General features: G+C 61.4%; 15 protein-coding genes. 10 read left to right on the forward strand and 5 right to left on the reverse strand.

Features of this window, described 5'->3' with window-relative positions:
• Positions 1 to 12: 12 nt before the first annotated feature.
• The gene (locus C6Y62_RS04910) at positions 13 to 507 is read right to left on the reverse strand and encodes a hypothetical protein (RefSeq protein ID WP_173952985.1); all 495 of its coding nucleotides are present in this window, start codon (positions 505 to 507) and stop codon (positions 13 to 15) included.
• Between the two features lie 357 nt (positions 508 to 864).
• Between C6Y62_RS04910 and rpsT the strand changes: the two genes are divergently transcribed.
• The 6 genes from rpsT to gyrB all read left to right on the forward strand — a co-directional run bounded on the left by rpsT (position 865) and on the right by gyrB (position 9,691).
• The gene (rpsT, locus tag C6Y62_RS04915) at positions 865 to 1,131 is read left to right on the forward strand and encodes a 30S ribosomal protein S20 (RefSeq protein WP_068459502.1); all 267 of its coding nucleotides are present in this window, start codon (positions 865 to 867) and stop codon (positions 1,129 to 1,131) included.
• A gap of 976 nt (positions 1,132 to 2,107) precedes the next feature.
• The gene (locus tag C6Y62_RS04920) at positions 2,108 to 2,551 is read left to right on the forward strand and encodes a rhodanese-like domain-containing protein (protein ID WP_068459500.1); all 444 of its coding nucleotides are present in this window, start codon (positions 2,108 to 2,110) and stop codon (positions 2,549 to 2,551) included.
• Positions 2,552 to 2,865: 314 nt separating this feature from the next.
• A complete protein-coding gene (gene dnaA, locus C6Y62_RS04925; protein WP_417999868.1) occupies positions 2,866 to 4,272 on the forward strand; it encodes a chromosomal replication initiator protein DnaA in 1,407 nt (468 codons plus the stop codon).
• Between the two features lie 349 nt (positions 4,273 to 4,621).
• Positions 4,622 to 5,740, forward strand: a complete 1,119-nt coding sequence (gene dnaN / locus C6Y62_RS04930; RefSeq protein WP_068459499.1) for a DNA polymerase III subunit beta — start codon at positions 4,622 to 4,624, stop codon at positions 5,738 to 5,740.
• Between the two features lie 213 nt (positions 5,741 to 5,953).
• Positions 5,954 to 7,141 carry a DNA replication/repair protein RecF gene (recF, locus tag C6Y62_RS04935; RefSeq protein ID WP_068459497.1) on the forward strand — a complete coding sequence of 396 codons (1,188 nt, stop codon included), beginning with the start codon at positions 5,954 to 5,956 and terminating at the stop codon, positions 7,139 to 7,141.
• Positions 7,142 to 7,252: 111 nt separating this feature from the next.
• Positions 7,253 to 9,691 carry a DNA topoisomerase (ATP-hydrolyzing) subunit B gene (gyrB, locus tag C6Y62_RS04940; protein WP_173952987.1) on the forward strand — a complete coding sequence of 813 codons (2,439 nt, stop codon included), beginning with the start codon at positions 7,253 to 7,255 and terminating at the stop codon, positions 9,689 to 9,691.
• Between the two features lie 143 nt (positions 9,692 to 9,834).
• Here gyrB and C6Y62_RS04945 read toward each other — a convergent pair whose 3' ends face one another.
• Positions 9,835 to 10,710 carry a hypothetical protein gene (locus tag C6Y62_RS04945; protein WP_173952988.1) on the reverse strand — a complete coding sequence of 292 codons (876 nt, stop codon included), beginning with the start codon at positions 10,708 to 10,710 and terminating at the stop codon, positions 9,835 to 9,837.
• The gene (locus C6Y62_RS04950; RefSeq protein ID WP_173952989.1) at positions 10,707 to 12,599 is read right to left on the reverse strand and encodes an AAA family ATPase; all 1,893 of its coding nucleotides are present in this window, start codon (positions 12,597 to 12,599) and stop codon (positions 10,707 to 10,709) included. The genes C6Y62_RS04945 and C6Y62_RS04950 overlap by 4 nt, the downstream gene beginning before the upstream one ends.
• 26 nt (positions 12,600 to 12,625) lie before the next feature.
• On the opposite strand from C6Y62_RS04950, the gene C6Y62_RS04955 reads away from it, so the two are divergent.
• Entirely contained in the window at positions 12,626 to 13,405 is a 780-nt protein-coding gene (locus tag C6Y62_RS04955; RefSeq protein WP_246274290.1) for an MmcB family DNA repair protein, read from the forward strand.
• Positions 13,406 to 13,540: 135 nt separating this feature from the next.
• Here the strand turns inward: C6Y62_RS04955 and C6Y62_RS04960 are convergent, their stop codons facing one another.
• Positions 13,541 to 14,110 carry an ActR/PrrA/RegA family redox response regulator transcription factor gene (locus tag C6Y62_RS04960; RefSeq protein ID WP_068459490.1) on the reverse strand — a complete coding sequence of 190 codons (570 nt, stop codon included), beginning with the start codon at positions 14,108 to 14,110 and terminating at the stop codon, positions 13,541 to 13,543.
• Positions 14,111 to 14,355: 245 nt separating this feature from the next.
• Positions 14,356 to 15,717 (reverse strand): ActS/PrrB/RegB family redox-sensitive histidine kinase, encoded by a 1,362-nt coding sequence (locus tag C6Y62_RS04965; RefSeq protein WP_338074299.1) that lies wholly within the window; start codon positions 15,715 to 15,717, stop codon positions 14,356 to 14,358.
• 267 nt (positions 15,718 to 15,984) lie between these two features.
• Between C6Y62_RS04965 and C6Y62_RS04970 the strand changes: the two genes are divergently transcribed.
• The 3 genes from C6Y62_RS04970 (at position 15,985) to C6Y62_RS04980 (ending at position 17,953) form a co-directional block, all read left to right on the forward strand.
• Positions 15,985 to 16,341, forward strand: a complete 357-nt coding sequence (locus C6Y62_RS04970) for a transglutaminase-like domain-containing protein (protein ID WP_173952990.1) — start codon at positions 15,985 to 15,987, stop codon at positions 16,339 to 16,341.
• 83 nt (positions 16,342 to 16,424) lie between these two features.
• Positions 16,425 to 17,024: an SCO family protein gene (locus C6Y62_RS04975; protein WP_173952991.1), complete on the forward strand. Its 600-nt coding sequence runs from the start codon at positions 16,425 to 16,427 to the stop codon at positions 17,022 to 17,024.
• Between the two features lie 209 nt (positions 17,025 to 17,233).
• On the forward strand, positions 17,234 to 17,953 hold the full coding sequence (locus C6Y62_RS04980; RefSeq protein WP_210257971.1) for a M48 family metallopeptidase: 720 nt from the start codon (positions 17,234 to 17,236) through the stop codon (positions 17,951 to 17,953).
• Positions 17,954 to 18,027 lie beyond the last annotated feature (74 nt).

Consider the following 18,027-nt stretch of genomic DNA (forward strand, 5'->3'; position numbering starts at 1 on the left):
CGATGTAACGCGTCAGGCGCGGCGCGCCTGCGGTCCCCAGAGCGCATAACCGCTCAGTACTGCGAGGGCGGCGGCGCCAAAAAAGAAGATGGCATTGGCAGCCCAGTCCGGCTCGCTCGGATCGCGCGGCATCTTATTGTCGATATACATCCCGACCATGGCGATGATCATGCCGGCAAACTGGCCGATGGTGAGGTAGCGGGCGATCTTCAGCATCGGCTCGTCGGTGCGACCTGCCGCAGCATCCTTGCCCATCATGGCTGCAAAGCCGAGGCACAGCGCCGCAACGCCAAGGCCAGCCAGCACGTATTGCCACCATTCATGCCAGCTCAGGACGAGCTGATAGGTGAACAGCATGCACAGGCCGGCCCAGGCCCAGACCAGTCCCATCGAGCTGGAGGTGCTGCCTGCCAGAGCCGCTTCACCCGCGCCCGCGGCCACCAGGCGGCGGCGCTGCCAGATGCCCAGAAGCGCGAAAACGAGGCAGGTCAAGGCGATAACGAGCATGTGGGTTTCCTGGCCCTGGAGGGTGCTCCACGTGACGGCGGCTGTGCCTACCAAAAGAGTTAAGATCCAAAGCCAAGCCGACATCGTGCCTCCTGCAGGGTTGTTAAGTATTCAGTAACCGTGGCTAGGAGAGCCTTGGGTTAAGCGTTCTGGCAAGTCCCATAAGATACTTGTCAGTGTGCGAGCGCCGTTGACCCTACACTTTGTCGCGTCTATACGAACGCTCATGATGCCGCTCGTAGCTCCGTGCTCCGGGCGGCCAGCGCGTTTGGGCCGAGCCGCCTTTGGGGGCGAGCGGCCCGGCTAACAACGCCCGCCGTCAGGAGATGGCAGGGTGATCTAGAGGAACGAAGGACTATGGCCAATACGAAGTCGGCACAGAAGGCGGCACGTCAGACGCTCCGCCGCACGGCAGTGAACAAATCCCGCACCTCGCGTGCGCGCACCGCTGTGCGCTCGATGGAAGAAGCTATCGCTTCCGGTAATCAGGCTGACGCCGCTGCCGCACTGCGCAGCACTTCGTCCGTGCTGGCACGCTCTGCTCAGAAGGGCGTTCTGAACAAGAAGACGGCGAGCCGGAAAATCTCTCGTCTCGCTGCCCGCGTGAAGGCAATGGCGAACTAAGAAATCGGCCCCCGAAAGGGGGCCTTTTCATTTCCAGAGCGCGCGATCCGGCGGCATCGGATCGCGCGCTTTAGTTTTTTTTGACTGGCCGCATTTTCTTGCGACGAACTTGGTATCCACTGCGTCGGAAAATGCTCCGCGCTACCGGTCGCAAGGCTACCGATATCTGCGCCATGATCTCCGGCGCGTGTCGACGTTTTAGCGGACTCGTAGAGAGCACCAACGGAGTGTTCCGATCCGCGCCATGCGCAAGATGCCCAATCATCATCGGTCTGTGCCGCATCGATCAGCTTGCATCGCGCTGGTCGTCGATCTCCGCACAATCTACTTGCAATGACAGGATCGCGCAGCGCAGCGAGAAGATCCGCGCGTCGGCTGTGGTGCGGTAACTACGCAACAGCGGTGACACGCGATCCACTTCTCGCACACGAGTCGCGAACAGCCATAAGTGACGGATTCCACAGCAGTTGATCGTCACGCACTGAAGCGGCTTCGCACATCGCGTCTTAAAAAGCGCGACAACAGCTCAATCTAAAAATGATGTTTCGTGCATGTAGCGGAGGAGAAGTTTTGTCGGCGTCTGGACATGTGTTCGAGTGCTTTGCAAATCAGCAACTTGCTCAAATGACTATCCACAGAAGCTGCAGCAGATGCACAGGATATCCACCGCTTCACACTTCGTTGCACGCTGCTGCAACCGGCCATTTGCGCACCCGATGCGCTTGCTTAACGCACAGTTAAGGGCTACGGTTCTGAAGGTCGACGGGCGGAACTTATCCAGTAGTTCATGAGCCAGTCGCCGCCAGGTTTGTATAGTGCCGCGTCCTGGTTTTACCGAAGCTTAGTAGCGTTGCTTGCGTCGCTTTTCAGATTGTCATCTGGAAGGTGAGGGAGCCGTTTTCTAGTCACGCTAGTTGTGTGAGCAGACTAACTGGGGGCGCTGTCTAAAGCGCGGTCTGTGAGTTGGAGGACGAAAGTGCAGTCGTTCGAAAATGTCCACATTGAGGATGTGCCTGTGGAAGAGGCTTGGGCACGCCTCAGTAAGGACGAGAGCGCAGTACTGATCGACGTGCGGACACGTGCTGAGTGGACGTTCGTGGGCCTGCCCGACCTTTCGGGGATCGGGAAACGGGTTCTCACGGTTGAATGGCAGACGTATCCCGAAAGCGACGTCAATGCGGGCTTTGCGGAACGTTTGACTCAGGCGCTCGATGCGGCGAGCGCCACCAAAGACACAGAGTTGCTCTTCATTTGTCGATCCGGCGCACGCTCTCGCATGGCAGCGGAAGCTATGACGCGTGCCGGCTATCGACAGTGCAGAAACGTGGCGGACGGCTTTGAGGGGCCTCTCGATGCTGACCGCCATAGAGGGCAAGTAGCCGGCTGGAAGGCTGCCGGTCTTGCTTGGGTGCAAGGTTAGCGCACCCGATACGGAAGACCCAGATTCAGATCCATTGCGCACCCGCGGCGGCGGAGGGCGACGGTAGATCTTTGTCTGGGAGGCTTGAGGCGCAAGTCGACACAGTTCGATTACACAAGTGCGGGGGTTACAACATGCATACGATTCATAAAGCGGATCATTCCGTAACGGGCAGCTATGCGGGCGCTGCTCAGGGTGGAATGGAAGAGCGCGCTGTTGCTGAACCTATTTCAGCCGGTTCTCTTGCCTCGACGACAACAACCGCATTGGCCACAACCGGCTCCGATGAGCCGCGTGGTCAGAAGGTGCGTGCGATGCTGCGTGCCCGTCTGGGCGACGACATCTACACGAGCTGGTTCAACGCGCTTGAGTTTGAAAGCTTCGATGGCGGCACGGTGCGTTTCTCGGTGCCGGTGAAGTTCCTGCGGACGTGGATTCAGTCGCACTATTCCGAAGATCTGCTCGACTGCTGTCGCGCTGAGTTCAAGGGTGCGGAAAAGGTTGAGGTGGCGCTGCGCCAGCCGGGCAATCAGGCGGCTGCCCGCGTTGAGGCTGCGCCCGCTCCGAGCGAGCAGGCTGCCGCTCTGCGTAACAATGCGCAGCCCGATGCTGCTCAGCGTAACACGACGTTTGTTGCCCCGGCTCCGGCAGGCCGCACCAGCGTAGGTGGCTTTGAAGGCTCGCCACTTGATCCGCGCTATACGTTTGAAAGCTTTGTGGTTGGGCCCTCCAACCGCATGGCTCATGCTGGCGCGACGCAGGTGGCTGAAACGGCGCTGGGCGGCGTTCCGGGCTTCAACCCGCTGTATCTCCATTCGGCAGTTGGTCTCGGTAAAACGCATCTTCTCCATGCCATCGCCTGGGAAGTGAAGCGCCGTTCGCCGAACGCTCAGGTGCTGTATCTCACCGCCGAGCGTTTCCGTTATCAGTTCGTTGAAGCACTGCGTAGTCAGGACCCGCTCGCGTTCAAAGAGAAGTTCCGCGACATCAACGTGCTGCTGATCGACGATCTGGAATTCATGCACGGTGAGCGCACCGAGCAGGAGTTCGATCACATCATCAACTCGCTGCTGGATGGCGGCCGTCAGGTCGTTGTTGCGTCGGCACGCGCACCCAACCACGTTGAGCGTCTCAACGAGCGTATGCGTTCGCGTCTGCAGCGCGGTCTCGTCACCGAGATTGCAACGCTCGACTATGAGCTTCGTCTCAAGGTGCTTGAGACGCGTCTGGCCGAGAAGCGCGCGCTCGATCCGTCGTTCACGCTTGGCCGCGAGATCATCTCGCTGCTGGCAGAGCGCCTGACCGAAAGCGGCCGCGAGCTTGAGGGCGCCATCACACGCCTTTACGCAACGTGGCAGTATATGCGCACGGCGATCACGCCGGACGTTGCTGAAACGGTGATCCGCGATCTGGTGCAGGGCCTTGAGCCGCGTCGCATCAAGATCGAGGACATCCTGCGCATCGTGTCGCGTCACTTCGGCGTGTCGAAGGGCGATCTGCTTTCGCAGCGCCGTCATCGCTCGGTCGTGTGGCCGCGTCAGATCGGTATGTATCTGGCCAAGCAGCTCACCGCCCGGTCGCTGCCGGAAATCGGTCGCCGCTTCGGTAATCGCGACCATACTACGGTTTTGCATGCAATCCGTAAGATTGAAGGCGAGCTTTCAGGCAACCCCCGGCTCAAGGAAGAGCTGGAGGAACTGAAGCGTCTGCTCAGCCATTGATGGCTAAGGCCCGTCCGGAACGGGCGGACCGTGCCCCGAGGGGTGCGGTCAGCCCTAGCGGGGAGGGGCGGCGTCGGTCTGGCGCCGCTCCTTTGTTGCTCAAGGGCCGCAAACGGCCCGCTTTCGTTATCGATGCGGCGAGCCGGCACCCCAGCCAGCTCTTGAAAACGACAGCCGCATCGGGGCATGCTGCCCTGGGGCGAATCCTATCGAAGACCGCCAATTTCTGGTCCTGCCAAGCTTCCCCCTCGCCAATTGGCCGTCCTGCGACCTCGAACGGGGACGACCTCCGCCGAGGGTGTGCGGAACGGGACAGTCGGTTCCAATTGAACCCGCCGAGGATCGATCCATGCGGCTTGTGATTGAACGTGGTGAACTATTGCGGGCGCTCGGCCATGTGACGAGCGTGGTCGAACGCAGAACCACGATCCCGATCCTTTCCAACGTGCTGCTGGTGGCGCGTGAGGGAACGCTTGAATTCAAGGCCACTGACCTTGAGCGCGAAGTCATCGAGAGCGTCGCTGCCGATGTGCAGCAGCCTGGCGCGGTCACGGTACCGGCGCACATGCTGCATGACATCGTCCGCAAGCTGCCGGATGGCAGTCAGGTCGATATTCGCCGCGACGCCGAGAAGGAGCGCCTGACGCTCACTGCCGGACAGGCGCGCTTCGCTTTGCAGACGCTGCCCGCGGAAGACTTCCCCGACATCGGCATCGGCGAGATGGGGCAGGAGTTTGAGCTCGCGGCCCAGGATCTGAAGCGCCTGATCGACAAGACGCGCTTTGCGATCTCGACCGAAGAAACCCGCTACTATCTCAACGGCATCTATTTCCACACCGCGCAAAGTGATGGCGAAACGCGCCTGCGTGCGGTGGCAACCGATGGTCACCGTCTGGCGCAGGTTGAGCTGCCGCTGCCGGGCGGCGCTGAGGGCATGCCGGGCGTCATCATTCCACGCAAGACCGTGCACGAGCTGAACCGCCTGATCGAAGACAGCGCTGCCGGTGTGAAGGTTGCAGTCAGCCCCGCGAAGGTGCGGTTCGAGATTGGTTCCGTCACGCTCACCTCGAAGCTGATCGACGGCACGTTCCCAGACTATGGCCGCGTCATTCCGCAGGGCAACGACAAGGAAATGACGGTCTCCAACGCTGAGTTCATTTCGGCTGTTGACCGCGTCTCCACCATTGCTTCGGAGCGCGGCAAGGCTGTGAAGCTGAACATCCAGCCCGACAAGCTAGTGCTTTCGGTGAACAATCCGGAAGGCGGCAGCGCCACGGAAGAGATTGGCGTCGAGTACGACGCGCAGCCGCTGGAAATCGGCTTCAACGCCAAGTATCTGCTGGATATCGCCAGCCAGCTTGAGGGCGAACGCGCCTGTTTCAAGCTGGCCGATCCGGGCTCGCCGACGATGGTGAACGACCCGAGCGATGAAGCCGCGCTCTATGTTCTGATGCCGATGCGGGTTTAGAAGCGGCTGTTTCCCGGCCCGTCCTCCGCCCTGCATGAAGGGTATGGCGCGTGGATTGGACAACGGGTTGAGGCTCAGTAGAGTGCGTCCGGAAAAGCAGCTACAGTCCTTCCGCGATTCAACGAAGTGCTGAAAGGCTCCAGAGTGCGAGTACCCTTCGGCCCGGCCGGACGGGTCCAGAAGCAACCGGCGGCACCCGCGAAGCGAACCTGAATGTCCGCAGAAAAACTTTGGGTCGAGCGGCTCACGCTCTCCAACTTTCGCAATTATGCGCACGCGACGATCGAAGCCGGGCCGGAGCCGCAGGTGCTTATCGGCGCGAACGGTGCTGGCAAAACCAATCTGCTGGAAGCGATTTCGCTGCTGACGCCGGGGCAGGGAATGCGTCGCGTGTCCTATCCGGATCTGGCGCGTGGCAGTGGCGATGGCGGCTGGGCGGTCGCGGCGCACACGCATACGCACGTTGGCGCGGTTGATATCGGCACCGGGCTGCTGGCCGAAAATGCCGTCAGTGAACGTGCCGGCCGCATCGTCCGGATCAACGGCGAAAACGCCGGAGCGGGCGCGCTGGCCGATCTCGTCGAGGTGATGTGGGTGACGCCGGCAATGGACGGCCTGTTCACGGGCGCGGGCTCGGAACGGCGCCGGTTTCTCGACCGGCTGATCCTGTGCTTCGATCCACATTACCGTACCGGCGCCTCGCGATTTGAACGCGCGATGCAGCAGCGCAACCGGCTGCTGGCCGACGGCGTGCGCGATCCTTCCCGGTTCGAAGGTCTTGAGCTGCTGATGGCGGAGACGGGCGTTGCGATTGCAGCTGCTCGCGCTGAAGCGGTGACGGGCCTGGCCGCGATCATGGCCGAGCGCGCGGTGCGCGATCCGTCGTCGCCGTTCCCACCGGCCAGCCTCGCTTTGGAGGGCGCGCTGGAGGCGGATCTGGAGCGCATGGCGGCGGTTGAGGTGGAAGACGTTTACATGCAGCGGCTGCGGGCCGGGCGCGAGCGCGACCGGGCGGCAGGGCGAACGCTGGATGGCCCGCACCGCTCCGATCTGATCGTTTCGCATGCCCCGAAAAGTATGCCCGCCCGCCTATGTTCTACCGGTGAGCAGAAGGCGCTGCTGATCGGCCTTGTGCTGGCCCATGCAGAGCTTGTGGCGCGTCGGCGCGATGCGGCGCCGATCCTGTTGCTCGACGAGGTAACGGCCCATCTGGATGCAGATCGGAGGGCCGCATTATTCGCGGAAATACTGCGCCTTGGCGTCCAGGCATGGATGACCGGCACCGACGAACAGGCGTTTTCATGGTTGACCGACAGGGCCCGATTCCGCCGTGTGAGCGATGGCGTTTTGGAGACTTTTGCGCCACGGTATGAACAAGGTGCCGCATCACCTTCTAACTAGCTGAAATAATACCTATTTTTGTTATGTATAGGGCGCCTGTGAGGGTGCTTTCTGTGGGGCCTTGTGCTATAGATGCATCAAGGCCGAATGACCCCTGGGACAATCCGGATTATGAGCGCTTCGCCCGCGAAAAAGACTGCCGCGCCTGATGATTATGGCGCCGATTCCATCAAGATGCTGAAGGGCCTCGATGCCGTTCGCAAGCGTCCGGGCATGTATATCGGCGACACGGACGACGGTTCGGGTCTGCACCACATGATTTATGAGGTCGTCGACAACGCCGTCGACGAGGTGCTGGCTGGTCATGCAACTGCGTGCACGGTGACGCTGAACCCCGATGGCTCAGCGACTGTGCGCGATGACGGCCGCGGTATTCCAACCGGTATCAAGCAGGATGACGACCACGATCCGAAGCGCTCCGCGACGGAAATCGTGTTCACGGAGCTGCATGCCGGCGGCAAGTTCGATCAGAACGCCTACAAGGTTTCGGGCGGTCTGCACGGCGTTGGCGTTTCGGTCGTCAACGCGCTGTCGACCTGGCTGAAGGCGCGCGTCTGGCGCGAAGGCAGCGAGCACTTGATCGAGTTTCGCGATGGCGTGCCCGTTGCGCCGTTGCAGGTGGTTGGCGATGCCGGCGATGAGCGCGGCACTGAGGTCTCGTTCCTCCCGAGCCCGGAAACCTTCACCAAGGTCGAATTCGACTTCGGCACACTGGAACACCGCCTGCGCGAGCTGGCGTTCCTGAACTCCGGCGCCAAGATCGTGCTGACCGACGCGCGCCACGCTGACGTAAGGCGCGAGGAAATGCTGTACGAGGGCGGCACGGCCGCGTTTGTGCGTTATCTCGACCGTTCGCGGCAGCCGCTGCTACCGGAGCCGATCCTGCTTAGCGGCGAGCGCGATCGCGTTGTCGTGGAAGCGGCGCTGTGGTGGAACGACAGCTATCACGAGAACGTGCTGCTGTTCACCAACAACATCCCGCAGCGCGACGGCGGCACTCATCTTGCCGGTTTCCGCGCCGCGCTTACGCGTGTGATCAACAAGTACGCGGTCGATAGCGGCGTCGCCAAGAAGGAGAAGGTCGATATCTCCGGCGAGGATGCGCGTGAGGGCCTCACATGCGTGCTGTCGGTGAAGGTGCCTGACCCGAAGTTCTCCAGCCAGACCAAGGACAAGCTGGTTTCGTCGGAAGTGAAGCCGGTGGTCGAAAACATCATCGGCGAACAGCTGATGCAGTGGTTTGAAGAGCACCCGAAGGAAGCAAAGGCTATCGTCGGCAAGATCGTCGAAGCGGCGTTGGCCCGCGAAGCTGCGCGGCGTGCGCGCGAGCTTACGCGGCGCAAGGGCGCGCTCGACAGTCTGCGGCTGCCGGGTGGTCTGGCCGAGTGTCAGGATCGCGATCCCACCAACACCGAAATGTTCATCGTCGAGGGTGACTCGGCAGGTGGTTCGGCGAAGCAGGGCCGCAAGCGCGAGTTCCAGGCCGTGCTGCCGATCCGAGGTAAGATTCTCAACGTTGAGCGCGCGCGCATCGACAAGATGCTGTCGTCCGAGCAGGTGACCAACATCATCGGCGCGCTTGGCACCGGCATTCGCGAAGACTTCAACCTCGCCAAGCTGCGTTATCACAAGATCATCATCATGACGGACGCCGACGTCGACGGTGCGCACATCCGTACGCTGCTGTTGACGTTCTTCTATCGGCAGATGCCGGAGCTGGTCGAGAATGGGCACGTCTACATCGCGCAGCCGCCGCTTTATAAGGTCGCGCGTGGCCGATCCGAAGCCTACCTGAAGGATCAGCGCGCACTGGAAGACTACCTGATCGAATCCGGTCTGGAAGATGCGGTGCTTGTGACCGGCAGCGGTGAGCGTGCGGGTCGTGACCTGCGCGCTATCGTCGATCAGGCACGCGCTGTCGCCTCGTTGATGGATGGCCTGCATTCGCGTTACTCGCGCGCAGTCGTAGAGCAGGCAGCGATTGCCGGCGCGTTCGATGTTGAGCTGCAGCACTCGGCTGCGAAGGCAACCGAGATCGCCGGTGCAGTTGCTGCCCGTCTCAACGCCACGGCGGACGAAACCGAGCAGGGCTGGGAAGGCCGCTTCGGCAACGACGGCTTCCACTTCAAGCGTGAAGTGCGCGGCGTAACCGAGACCCACACGCTGGATCTGGCGTTGCTTGGTTCGCTCGATGCACGCCGGCTGAACGAGCGCCATGAGCAACTGGCGGAAGCCTACGCTGTGCCGGCCAAGCTGCGCCGGAAGAGTGAGGCCATCGATGTGTTCGGGCCGCGTTCGCTGCTGGATGCAATTTATGAGGCTGGTCGCAAAGGTCTGTCGCTGCAGCGCTATAAAGGTCTGGGCGAGATGAATCCCGATCAGCTTTGGGAGACGACGCTCAATCCGGATGTGCGCACGCTGTTGCAGGTGAAGATCGGCGAAAGCTCCGAGGCTGACGAGATCTTCTCGAAGCTGATGGGCGATGTGGTCGAGCCGCGCCGTGAATTCATCCAGGACAACGCGCTGAGCGTCACCAACCTCGACGTCTAATGTTGCGCGAGTGACGGCTGCCTGCTTCGGTCGTGTCATTATGCGCGGCGGAAGGTCAGCGGTGCGTGCAATGTCGGCTGACGTCAGTTGTGCGCGGGCAGCTGTTTCGAGCCGGAGCGCTTTGCAGACGCGCGCCGCTCGCTTTACCGCACCAGCAGAAGCGGACATTCCAGCGCACGCGTGAGGGGGCGCAAGCTGGCTTCCGGTGCAATCAATCGGCCGCCGTACTGCGCCAGCGCCAGCCCGGGCTTGTGTACGCGCAGCATGTCTAGAAGCGGCGCAGGGTCGTCGTTGGCAGCAAGCACGCTCTCAACGCTCACGCGGCTTTCAAACTCCGGATCGGCGCAAAGTATGCGCGCTTCAGATTCCATCCAGCCAAGTTCATCTGCAACGTTGCCCACCACGCAAAGCCGCACCTGGCTGTCATTCGTTTCCGCGATGCGCAGGGCGGTTTTGAGCATTGGACCCAGACGATAGAACTCCTCAACCACGGCAACCAGAGGGCCTTCCGAACGCCGCGCGAGTGGCCCGGTGACGATAACGCCGGTGGTGTCGCGCACTTGCTCGAAAAGATTGGCCAGCCGCGTCCCATCGCCAGCGGTTAATGGCTCGCATACCGCAATGACATTCCAGGGGCCGTTCATCGCACACGCAAGCGAGAGCGCGCGCAACGGATCATCGCGCATCACGCGTGACTGGCACGGCAGGCCGGCTGCGCTGGCAGCTTCCGCCACCTGCTGATGCAGCGCTGCCGCGAGCGCGCGCATCTTGCGCTCAAGCGTTTCCACCGGCAGCGGTTCCCAGTCGCCGCCGGATGTGCTGATCGTGCGCGCGAATGGAAACTCCGCGAAGTCGAACAGCTGCTGATCCTCGACATAGAGACTTTCAACTTCGGCCTGAAACGTTTTGCCCAGCACCATGGCCGCGTCGATGGCAAAGCGGCTGACCGTTGGTGATCCGCCATGCCACAGCACAACGCGTCCGCTACGTTCGCCGGCGGCGGCCACATGCGCAATCATGGCATTGCCCGGCGCGTTTCGTGTTCAGTGGCGTCGTCGCCGTAGAAGTGCTGCAAAGCGTGCGCTACGTCGTCCGCTGACACGGTTTTGCGATCTTCGTTGTCGGCCCAATGGTCGGCGGCGCGACAAAGATCCACCAGTTCCGAAACCGGCAGCGCCAGCAAGCCGGGATCGCCCGCCCGTTGCGTCGCTTCGTTTATCAGCATGGCGACAGCTTCAGCATTGAATGGCCGGAGGTCGTGCTTCTCGACTATGTACGCAACGAGGCCCGCAAATTTCGCGATGTTAGTCGTCGACTTTGAGACGGCTTCCTCGAATGGGGCGCGTGATTTAAACGCGCGCACCAGCGCTGGATGGCTGGCCTTCAGCAGCTTCAACGCGGCATCGCTGGCAATCAGCACCAGCTTCACGTTGAACGGAAGAGGTTCCAGCGTTGGGATCTCGTCGCCGATGACGCCAACGGGATCGGTTGGCGGATCGAAGCGAATTTCCGATGTTTCAAGCGCGCGCAGCAACGAGGAAACAGCAGCGCCTGCGCTCAGCAGTGCATCGGCCTCAAGCAAAAGAAAGCCGCCGTTGGCCCTATGCAGCGCGCCGGGTCGAATACGCACGATGCGCGGCTGGCCATCGCTGTCATGGGCAAGCTCAACGCGCCCAAACAGGTTCGAGTAGCTTGGGTTTGTTTCTTCCGCGATCGGTGCGCCACCGTTGCCGTTACCTGGCGATGCAGCCATCACATGCACGCCATAGCGCGCGAACCGCGGATGTGCCGCCGCCGATTGCACAAGCCGCACGCTGCCGCCTTCGCGCTGGGTTGTCCGGCCAGCAGCGGAGCCGGCATCGTTTGTTTCGGCGTGCGCGACGAACAGACCGGCATTGCTGATCATGTCGCTGCCCGCAGCTTCGAGATAGTCTGTAACGCCATCGATCTCGGCGAAGTCGGCGTGCACTTTTTCGAGCGCGGCTTGCACATGTCGTCCGGCGATCTCGGCGGTCAATGCATCGAGCCGCGCGCAACGGTGCTCTTCCGTTTCGGTATTGTCGCTGACGATTTTGGCGAGCTCTGCTTCGACGGCGGCGATCTTGGTTTCGACCTCGCGCTGCATTGCCTCCGGTATGGCGTTGAAGACATCGGTCTTCACAACCTTGCCTTCGAGGATCGGTGCGACGGCAATTCCGGCTGGCGTACGCAGCAACGCGATGTTCTGGGCTTCGGCTTCCTGCTGCAATGCCTGCAGTGCATCCTCGCGCCGGAAGCGGTGCTCTTCCTCGATCATGCGGCGCTTGAGATCAAAATCATCAGCGGCAAACGCGGCGGGCAGAGCTTCGGCCAGTTCATCAACCGCCAGCGCCATCTTCTGCGCAAACACCTTGGCTGTGCCAGCTGGCAGTTTCAGCGCGCGAAAACCATTCTCGGCATCGAAGGCGTTGACGTAGATCCAGTCATCGGGGCGCTCCAGATCGGCGGCCACGCTGCGCAGGATGGTGCGCGTTGCGGTACGGCGGCCGCTGCCTTCCTCGCCGGTGACAAGGATGTGGTAGCCGGAGCCCTTCATGCTGGCGGCGAAGGTCAGTGCCTCCAGCGCTTTTTCCTGCCCGACCGGAGCAGGCGATGGTGTCAGCTCGGCGGTGGTCTTGAAGCCAAGCTCGGCTGCATCGATTGCCGGCATCGGCATGCTGCTGACCTTGGTGGTCTTTCTGGCCCAAAGCTTTGTGCCGGTTTTTGTTGCGGCAGCTTCGGTGGCGCTGGCAGCATCGGTTGCTGTCGCCGATGCGACTGCGGCCGTCATCGCCGACGCCGAAGCATCGCCGCTCTGCGCATCAGCGTCCGTTTCGGTCGCCTGCGCGACAGCCTTGCCCTTGCCTGGCATGAAGCGTTTGAAGAACATGCAGCCGGCGCCCGTCCCTCGATGAGTTGCCGAAATTCGTAGAGCACGACACGCGAAAACAATATCGACGAGGCCGATGGGTGCTGCGCACCCGCCACCGACTCGTGATGTTGGCTTCACCCCCGATGTCATGCCTGATTGCAGCGACGCATGGTGGTCAAATGACGGCAACGGCGGAAAATTCCGGGGAAACCGGCGACAATGTCGCGGCAGAGCATGGCGACGATGGCCAAAATTGTGATCGCGCGGACACTATAGGCGGCGTGGCAGGCGCCTCTTTGCATCATCAAGTTGTGCCACTGCAGGCCATAAGCGGCGCTGCGGATGACGTCGCAAATGCCGCCGCGGCCTGTGCTGAAGCCGACGCGTTTTCCCGTGACGCAACTACGCGCGATGTATGCCGCGGGGTCGGTCGGTTGTTACGCTCGATGTCATTCGCTGTTGTTCGCGAGCTGGTGTTGCCGAACGGAAGGCGCGCGGACGTCGTCGGTCTTTCTCCGTCCGGCGCCATCTGGATCGTGGAGGTGAAATCGTGCGTGGACGATTTTCGCGTCGATCAGAAATGGCCGGAATATATGGAATTCGCAGACGCGCTGTTCTTCGCGGTGTCGCCGCAATTTCCGCAGGAGTTATTGCCGGCTGAAACCGGACTGATGCTGGCGGACCGATATGGCGGAGAGATCGTGCGCGAGGCACCGGAAGAACGTCTCGCCGCTGCTCGCCGCAAGGCAATGACGCTGCGCTTTGCGCGCGCAGCAGCCTTTAGCCTGCAGATGCTGGCAGACCCGGATATCGAGCGTGCCTGAGCATTGCGCTGCGCCAAGACGATGATCGCTTCGGACTCTATTAGTCCGAAGCGATGAATCATCAGTCTCAGCCATCGAGAAAAACCAGAGCGCGCATGCCATTCGCAAACAGCGATCGCGCTCCAGTCTGCCGAATTACTTCGGAGCGCGCTTGGCGAGGATGCGCTGCAGCGTGCGCCGATGCATATTCAAACGGCGAGCCGTTTCGGACACGTTGCGGTTGCACAGCTCGTAAACGCGCTGAATGTGTTCCCAACGGACGCGGTCTGCCGACATCGGGTTCTCTGGCGGCGGCGCCTTGTCGTCGGACGGAGCCAGCAGCGCGTCGGTCACATCGTCGGCGTCGGCCGGCTTGGCGAGATAATCGACCGCGCCCAGCTTAACGGCGGTGACAGCGGTTGCGATGTTGCCATAGCCGGTGAGCACGATCGCGCGGGCATCCGGGCGAGCCCGGGCAAGCTCGGCGATGACCTCAAGGCCGTTGCCATCCTCAAGACGCATGTCGACGACGGCGAAGGCCGGCGCACGTTCGCGTATGAGATCGATGCCTTCCGTTATCGAATGGGCACCGCGCACTTCAAAGCCGCGCAGCTCCATCGCACGCACGAGCCGCTGCGCAAATGCGCGGTCGTCATCGACAACGATAAGCGAGCGATCTTCGGGCAGTTCGTCCTGTCGGAAGGAGAGATCTTCTGATTCGTCCATTTTTCCTCCGGCCAATCCGGAATCGGATGCAGCGTGTTTCGCCTCCACGAACGCCTCCTACGCATAACTCTAGGCAGATTCGATCGGGCCGCCTTGGCGATTTGGACGGCCCACGGGGGAGTGTTACTCCAACTATAGCTTGTAAAGTCGCACCTTGTCGCAGGTCTGTCAGCCGGAAGATAGCTTTTTCGTCAACGCAGCATTATCTGCGACACTTTTTTTCCGGTTTCAGGTGCGCGCATTTCCTATTGGTTGAGGATAAACGTGCGCGGCCAACTCACGGTGACAACCGCGCCAGTCTCGCCGCCGGAGCGGTTCGCGAGGCTGACGGTGGCGCCGGAGCGCTCCAGCAGCGTCTTGGCGATGAAGAAGCCCAGACCCAGACCGGTTGAATCCTCGTCCAGAAGTCCGTCGCTCATTTCCGCTGGCCGAGTGGTGACGTATGGCTCGCCGATGCTGTCCATGATCTCGGCGCGGAATCCCGGCCCGTCATCGGCAATGGTCACAATCAGCCCGGAATTGCTCCATTTGGCGGTGACGTCCACCTTCGATTTCGCGAATTCTGTGGCGTTTTCGATGATATTGCCCAGCCCGTAGATGATGCCGGGACGGCGCTCGATCTCCGCCAGACGGTGGCTTGCTGGCTTGCTTCCATCGGCCGGCCCGGCCTGCACGTTGATGGCGATGGCATCAGAAAAGTAGGGTTCTGCCGCCTCTTCCAGCATGACCCGCACACTCACGCGGGCGTACATCGGATCTTCTTCACCGGGATGGCGCGTCAGCTTCTGCAGGATCTCGCGGCAACGCAGTGCCTGCTGCTTCAGAAGTGCGATGTCCTCGATCAACGGATCGTCCGGCTTGAACGAACGCTCAAGCTCCTTTGTCACAAGCACGATGGTGGATAGTGGAGTGCCAAGCTCATGCGCCGCCGCTGCTGCCAGACCATCCAGCGCATGCAGCTTCTGCTCGCGTGCCAGCACGATGTCTGTCGCGGTGAGTGCGGCCGACATCTGCCGGCCCTCTTTCGTCAGCCGCCACGCATAGAATGCGATGAAGGTGGTTGAGACACACAGCGCTGCGAATGAACCCAGCTTGTAAATCAGCGGCAGCTCAAGCTCGATGCCCGGATACCAGGGCAGCGGTTCATGCGCGACGACCAGAAACGCTGCCGACAAAAGCGCCAGAATGCCAAGCGCGATGGTGTTCCGCAGTGGCAAGGTGGCGGCCGAAACGGTGACCGGAGCAACCATCAGCATGGTGAACGGATTGTCCATGCCGCCGGTCAAAAACAGCAACGCGGCGAGCTGCAGGATGTCATAGGCGAGCAGCGCGGTTGCGTAGCGGATGCTGAGGCGGTGCCGCGTCGGGTACCACACCGCGAGGAACACGTTGAGCCACGCTGAAAGCGCGATAACCGTGAGGCAGGCCCCGATCGGAACATAAAAGCCCAGCCCAAACGCCACGAACGAAAGTGCGGCGAACTGGCCAAGCACGGCGATCCAGCGCAGCCTTATGATGGTTTGCAGGCGCAGGCGATTGTTGACCGGGTCCGCGAGAACGCGTTGGTTTTTCCGTTTCTTGGGACGGTCGAGAAGGTTCACGATCACCGGATGGCCTCGTATGCGCGGAACACTGGCTGCGTTCGGGTGCGCTAAGCTAGCATGGATTGGCGCTTTCACGCGCCGCTGAGGTGCGGGACGGTGGCGCCAGATTCCCCCGATATACCGATGGCCTTAATGGAGCGCCAACTTTTATCGATTGCCCGCCGCGCCCGCAGCTTCATGGCGCCGGTTTGGCTGGAGTGGCACCAAGCACGGGGAGGCCAGCCACCAACGGTCGCTTCGCGGCACACGTGCGGGCGGACCAGCCTTTTTATGGTCGAAGTGTTGCGTCATCGGGGGCTGCCCGCTACGTGGATGTCGGGCACGCCGCGCCTCGATGAGGCCGGGCCAGAGCTTGGCCCGTTCGGCTTCTTTGATGGTTCGCGCTGGCAGGCCCACGCCTGGGTGATGTGCGGCGGCATGATTGTCGATATCACTGCGGATCAGTTCGGCGCTGACGATGTAATCGTCACGCTGCAAAATGACCCTCGCTACAGGGCCGGAGCACGCAATACGCCAGCAGGTGATACGGCGTTGCCGCAGTTCGTGGCGGCGCGGCGCATTGCCGTCGATGCGATCTGGCCACGATGGCTTAGCTATTGCGCCAGCGGTCCAGGGCCGAGCGTGTAACGTGACGCGCCGCTCCATTGGCAATACGTTGCGCAGCGTTCGCTTACGGCTTAAGTGCCATGGTGCAGATGGGAGCTCTCGGAATGCGTTCAAAGCTTATCGGCAGTATTGCGATCGGCCTGTTGCTGGGCGGTCTGGGTGCATTGGCGATCTTCAATAATGCCGGCGACAAGGCAGGCACGACCCAGAGCGGAGCGGCGTTGATCGGCGGTCCGTTCCAACTTACCGACACAACGGGCAAGGCTGTCACCGACGAAGATTTTCGCGGCCGCCACATGCTGGTGTTCTTTGGCTTCACCAATTGTCCGGACATCTGTCCGGCAGGTTTGCAGCTCATCGGCGCAGCTCTCGATAAGCTTGGCGACAAGGCCGACAAGGTTGTGCCGATTTTCGTGAGCGTCGATCCAGAACGCGATACGCCGCAGAAACTGGCTATTTACGTGAAGAATTTTGATAACCGCGTTGTGGGATTGACCGGCACGCCGGAGCAGATTGACGCCATCGCGAAAGCCTACCGCGTGTTTTTTGAAAAGACTCCGAACGCATCGGCGCCGAACGAATACGGCATTAATCACACGTCGATTATCTATCTCATGGGGCCGGACGGTAAGTACGTTGACCACTTCACGCCGATGACCGGCATTGATGCGATGGTCGAGAAGCTTGACAAGCGGCTCGGATAACGGCCAGCTTCAAGCGTCGTCGAGGCCACACAATCACCACATCGTCGGCGCGATCTGGTTTTGCTGCTGGCGGGACACTCAAATTTCGATTAGGTCAGATTCAGTCTGCAGCGAGCTGCTAACGTTCGGCGGTTCTCGGCAGGTGTTCCGACCAGCCGTTACGTTGCACTAGGGGGAAGTCGGTGCGGAATTTCGTCAAGGGGGATTCATTGAATCGTCCGCGCATCGATGAACTCGATTGCCCGGTTGAAGTCAGGCGTCACCCAGGTGCGCGCCGTTTGACGTTGCGCGTCAGTCGCACACGTCGCGCCGTTATCGTGACAATGCCGGTTCAATGCGATCTCGGTGAAGCCGGCACGTTTCTCAATCGCAACATTGAATGGGTGCGTGAGCGTTTAAGCTCCATCCCGCAGCCTGTTCCATTCGCACATGGTGCGCTTGTGCCGTTGCGCGGCGAATATCATTCACTCGTGTTCACGGGCCAGCGCGCAGTGGGCGGTGTCGTGCAGGTGGTGCAAGGCCCGACAATGCCGGAGCTGCATGTTGCAGGGCAGGTTGAGCACGCGCCGCGGCGTCTGCGCGATTGGCTCTCCGGTGAAGCGCGTCGTGATCTCGATGAGCGCGTGCAGGTGCATACGCGTGCGCTAGGTCTGGCGGCGAAACGCATTGCTATTCGCGATCAGGCCACGCGCTGGGGGTCATGCTCGACAACGGGCGTGCTGTCGTTTTCCTGGCGTCTCATTCTCGCACCAACGCGTGTGCTCGACTATGTCGCCGCCCACGAGGTTGCGCATCTGGCTGAGATGAATCACGGGCCGAAGTTCTGGGCGCTGGTTGAGCAGCTCATTCCGGCAATGAAGGAAGACAAGCGCTGGCTGCAGGTCTATGGCCTCGATCTGCATCGCTACGGCTCCAGCGAAACCGACTGATTGTAGTGGCGTCGCGCCGCTCTCAGTTGCGCCGGATTTTCACGCATCACCCTTCAGGTGCAAAGCACCGCAGC

This window comes from Hyphomicrobium sulfonivorans (assembly GCF_013306565.1).
GTDB classification, from domain to species: Bacteria; Pseudomonadota; Alphaproteobacteria; order Rhizobiales; family Hyphomicrobiaceae; genus Hyphomicrobium_A; species Hyphomicrobium_A sulfonivorans.

Excerpts from the sequence above, each read along its gene's own strand:
- C6Y62_RS04910 (WP_173952985.1), bottom strand. The coding sequence starts at position 507 with ATGCTCGTTATCGCCTTGACCTGCCTCGTTTTCGCGCTTCTGGGCATC.
- rpsT (WP_068459502.1), top strand. The coding sequence starts at position 865 with ATGGCCAATACGAAGTCGGCACAGAAGGCGGCACGTCAGACGCTCCGC.
- dnaA (WP_417999868.1), top strand. The coding sequence starts at position 2,866 with ATGCTGCGTGCCCGTCTGGGCGACGACATCTACACGAGCTGGTTCAAC.
- dnaN (WP_068459499.1), top strand. The coding sequence starts at position 4,622 with ATGCGGCTTGTGATTGAACGTGGTGAACTATTGCGGGCGCTCGGCCAT.
- recF (WP_068459497.1), top strand. The coding sequence starts at position 5,954 with ATGTCCGCAGAAAAACTTTGGGTCGAGCGGCTCACGCTCTCCAACTTT.
- gyrB (WP_173952987.1), top strand. The coding sequence starts at position 7,253 with ATGAGCGCTTCGCCCGCGAAAAAGACTGCCGCGCCTGATGATTATGGC.
- C6Y62_RS04945 (WP_173952988.1), bottom strand. The coding sequence starts at position 10,710 with ATGATTGCGCATGTGGCCGCCGCCGGCGAACGTAGCGGACGCGTTGTG.
- C6Y62_RS04950 (WP_173952989.1), bottom strand. The coding sequence starts at position 12,599 with ATGTTCTTCAAACGCTTCATGCCAGGCAAGGGCAAGGCTGTCGCGCAG.
- C6Y62_RS04960 (WP_068459490.1), bottom strand. The coding sequence starts at position 14,110 with ATGGACGAATCAGAAGATCTCTCCTTCCGACAGGACGAACTGCCCGAA.
- C6Y62_RS04970 (WP_173952990.1), top strand. The coding sequence starts at position 15,985 with ATGGTCGAAGTGTTGCGTCATCGGGGGCTGCCCGCTACGTGGATGTCG.
- C6Y62_RS04975 (WP_173952991.1), top strand. The coding sequence starts at position 16,425 with ATGCGTTCAAAGCTTATCGGCAGTATTGCGATCGGCCTGTTGCTGGGC.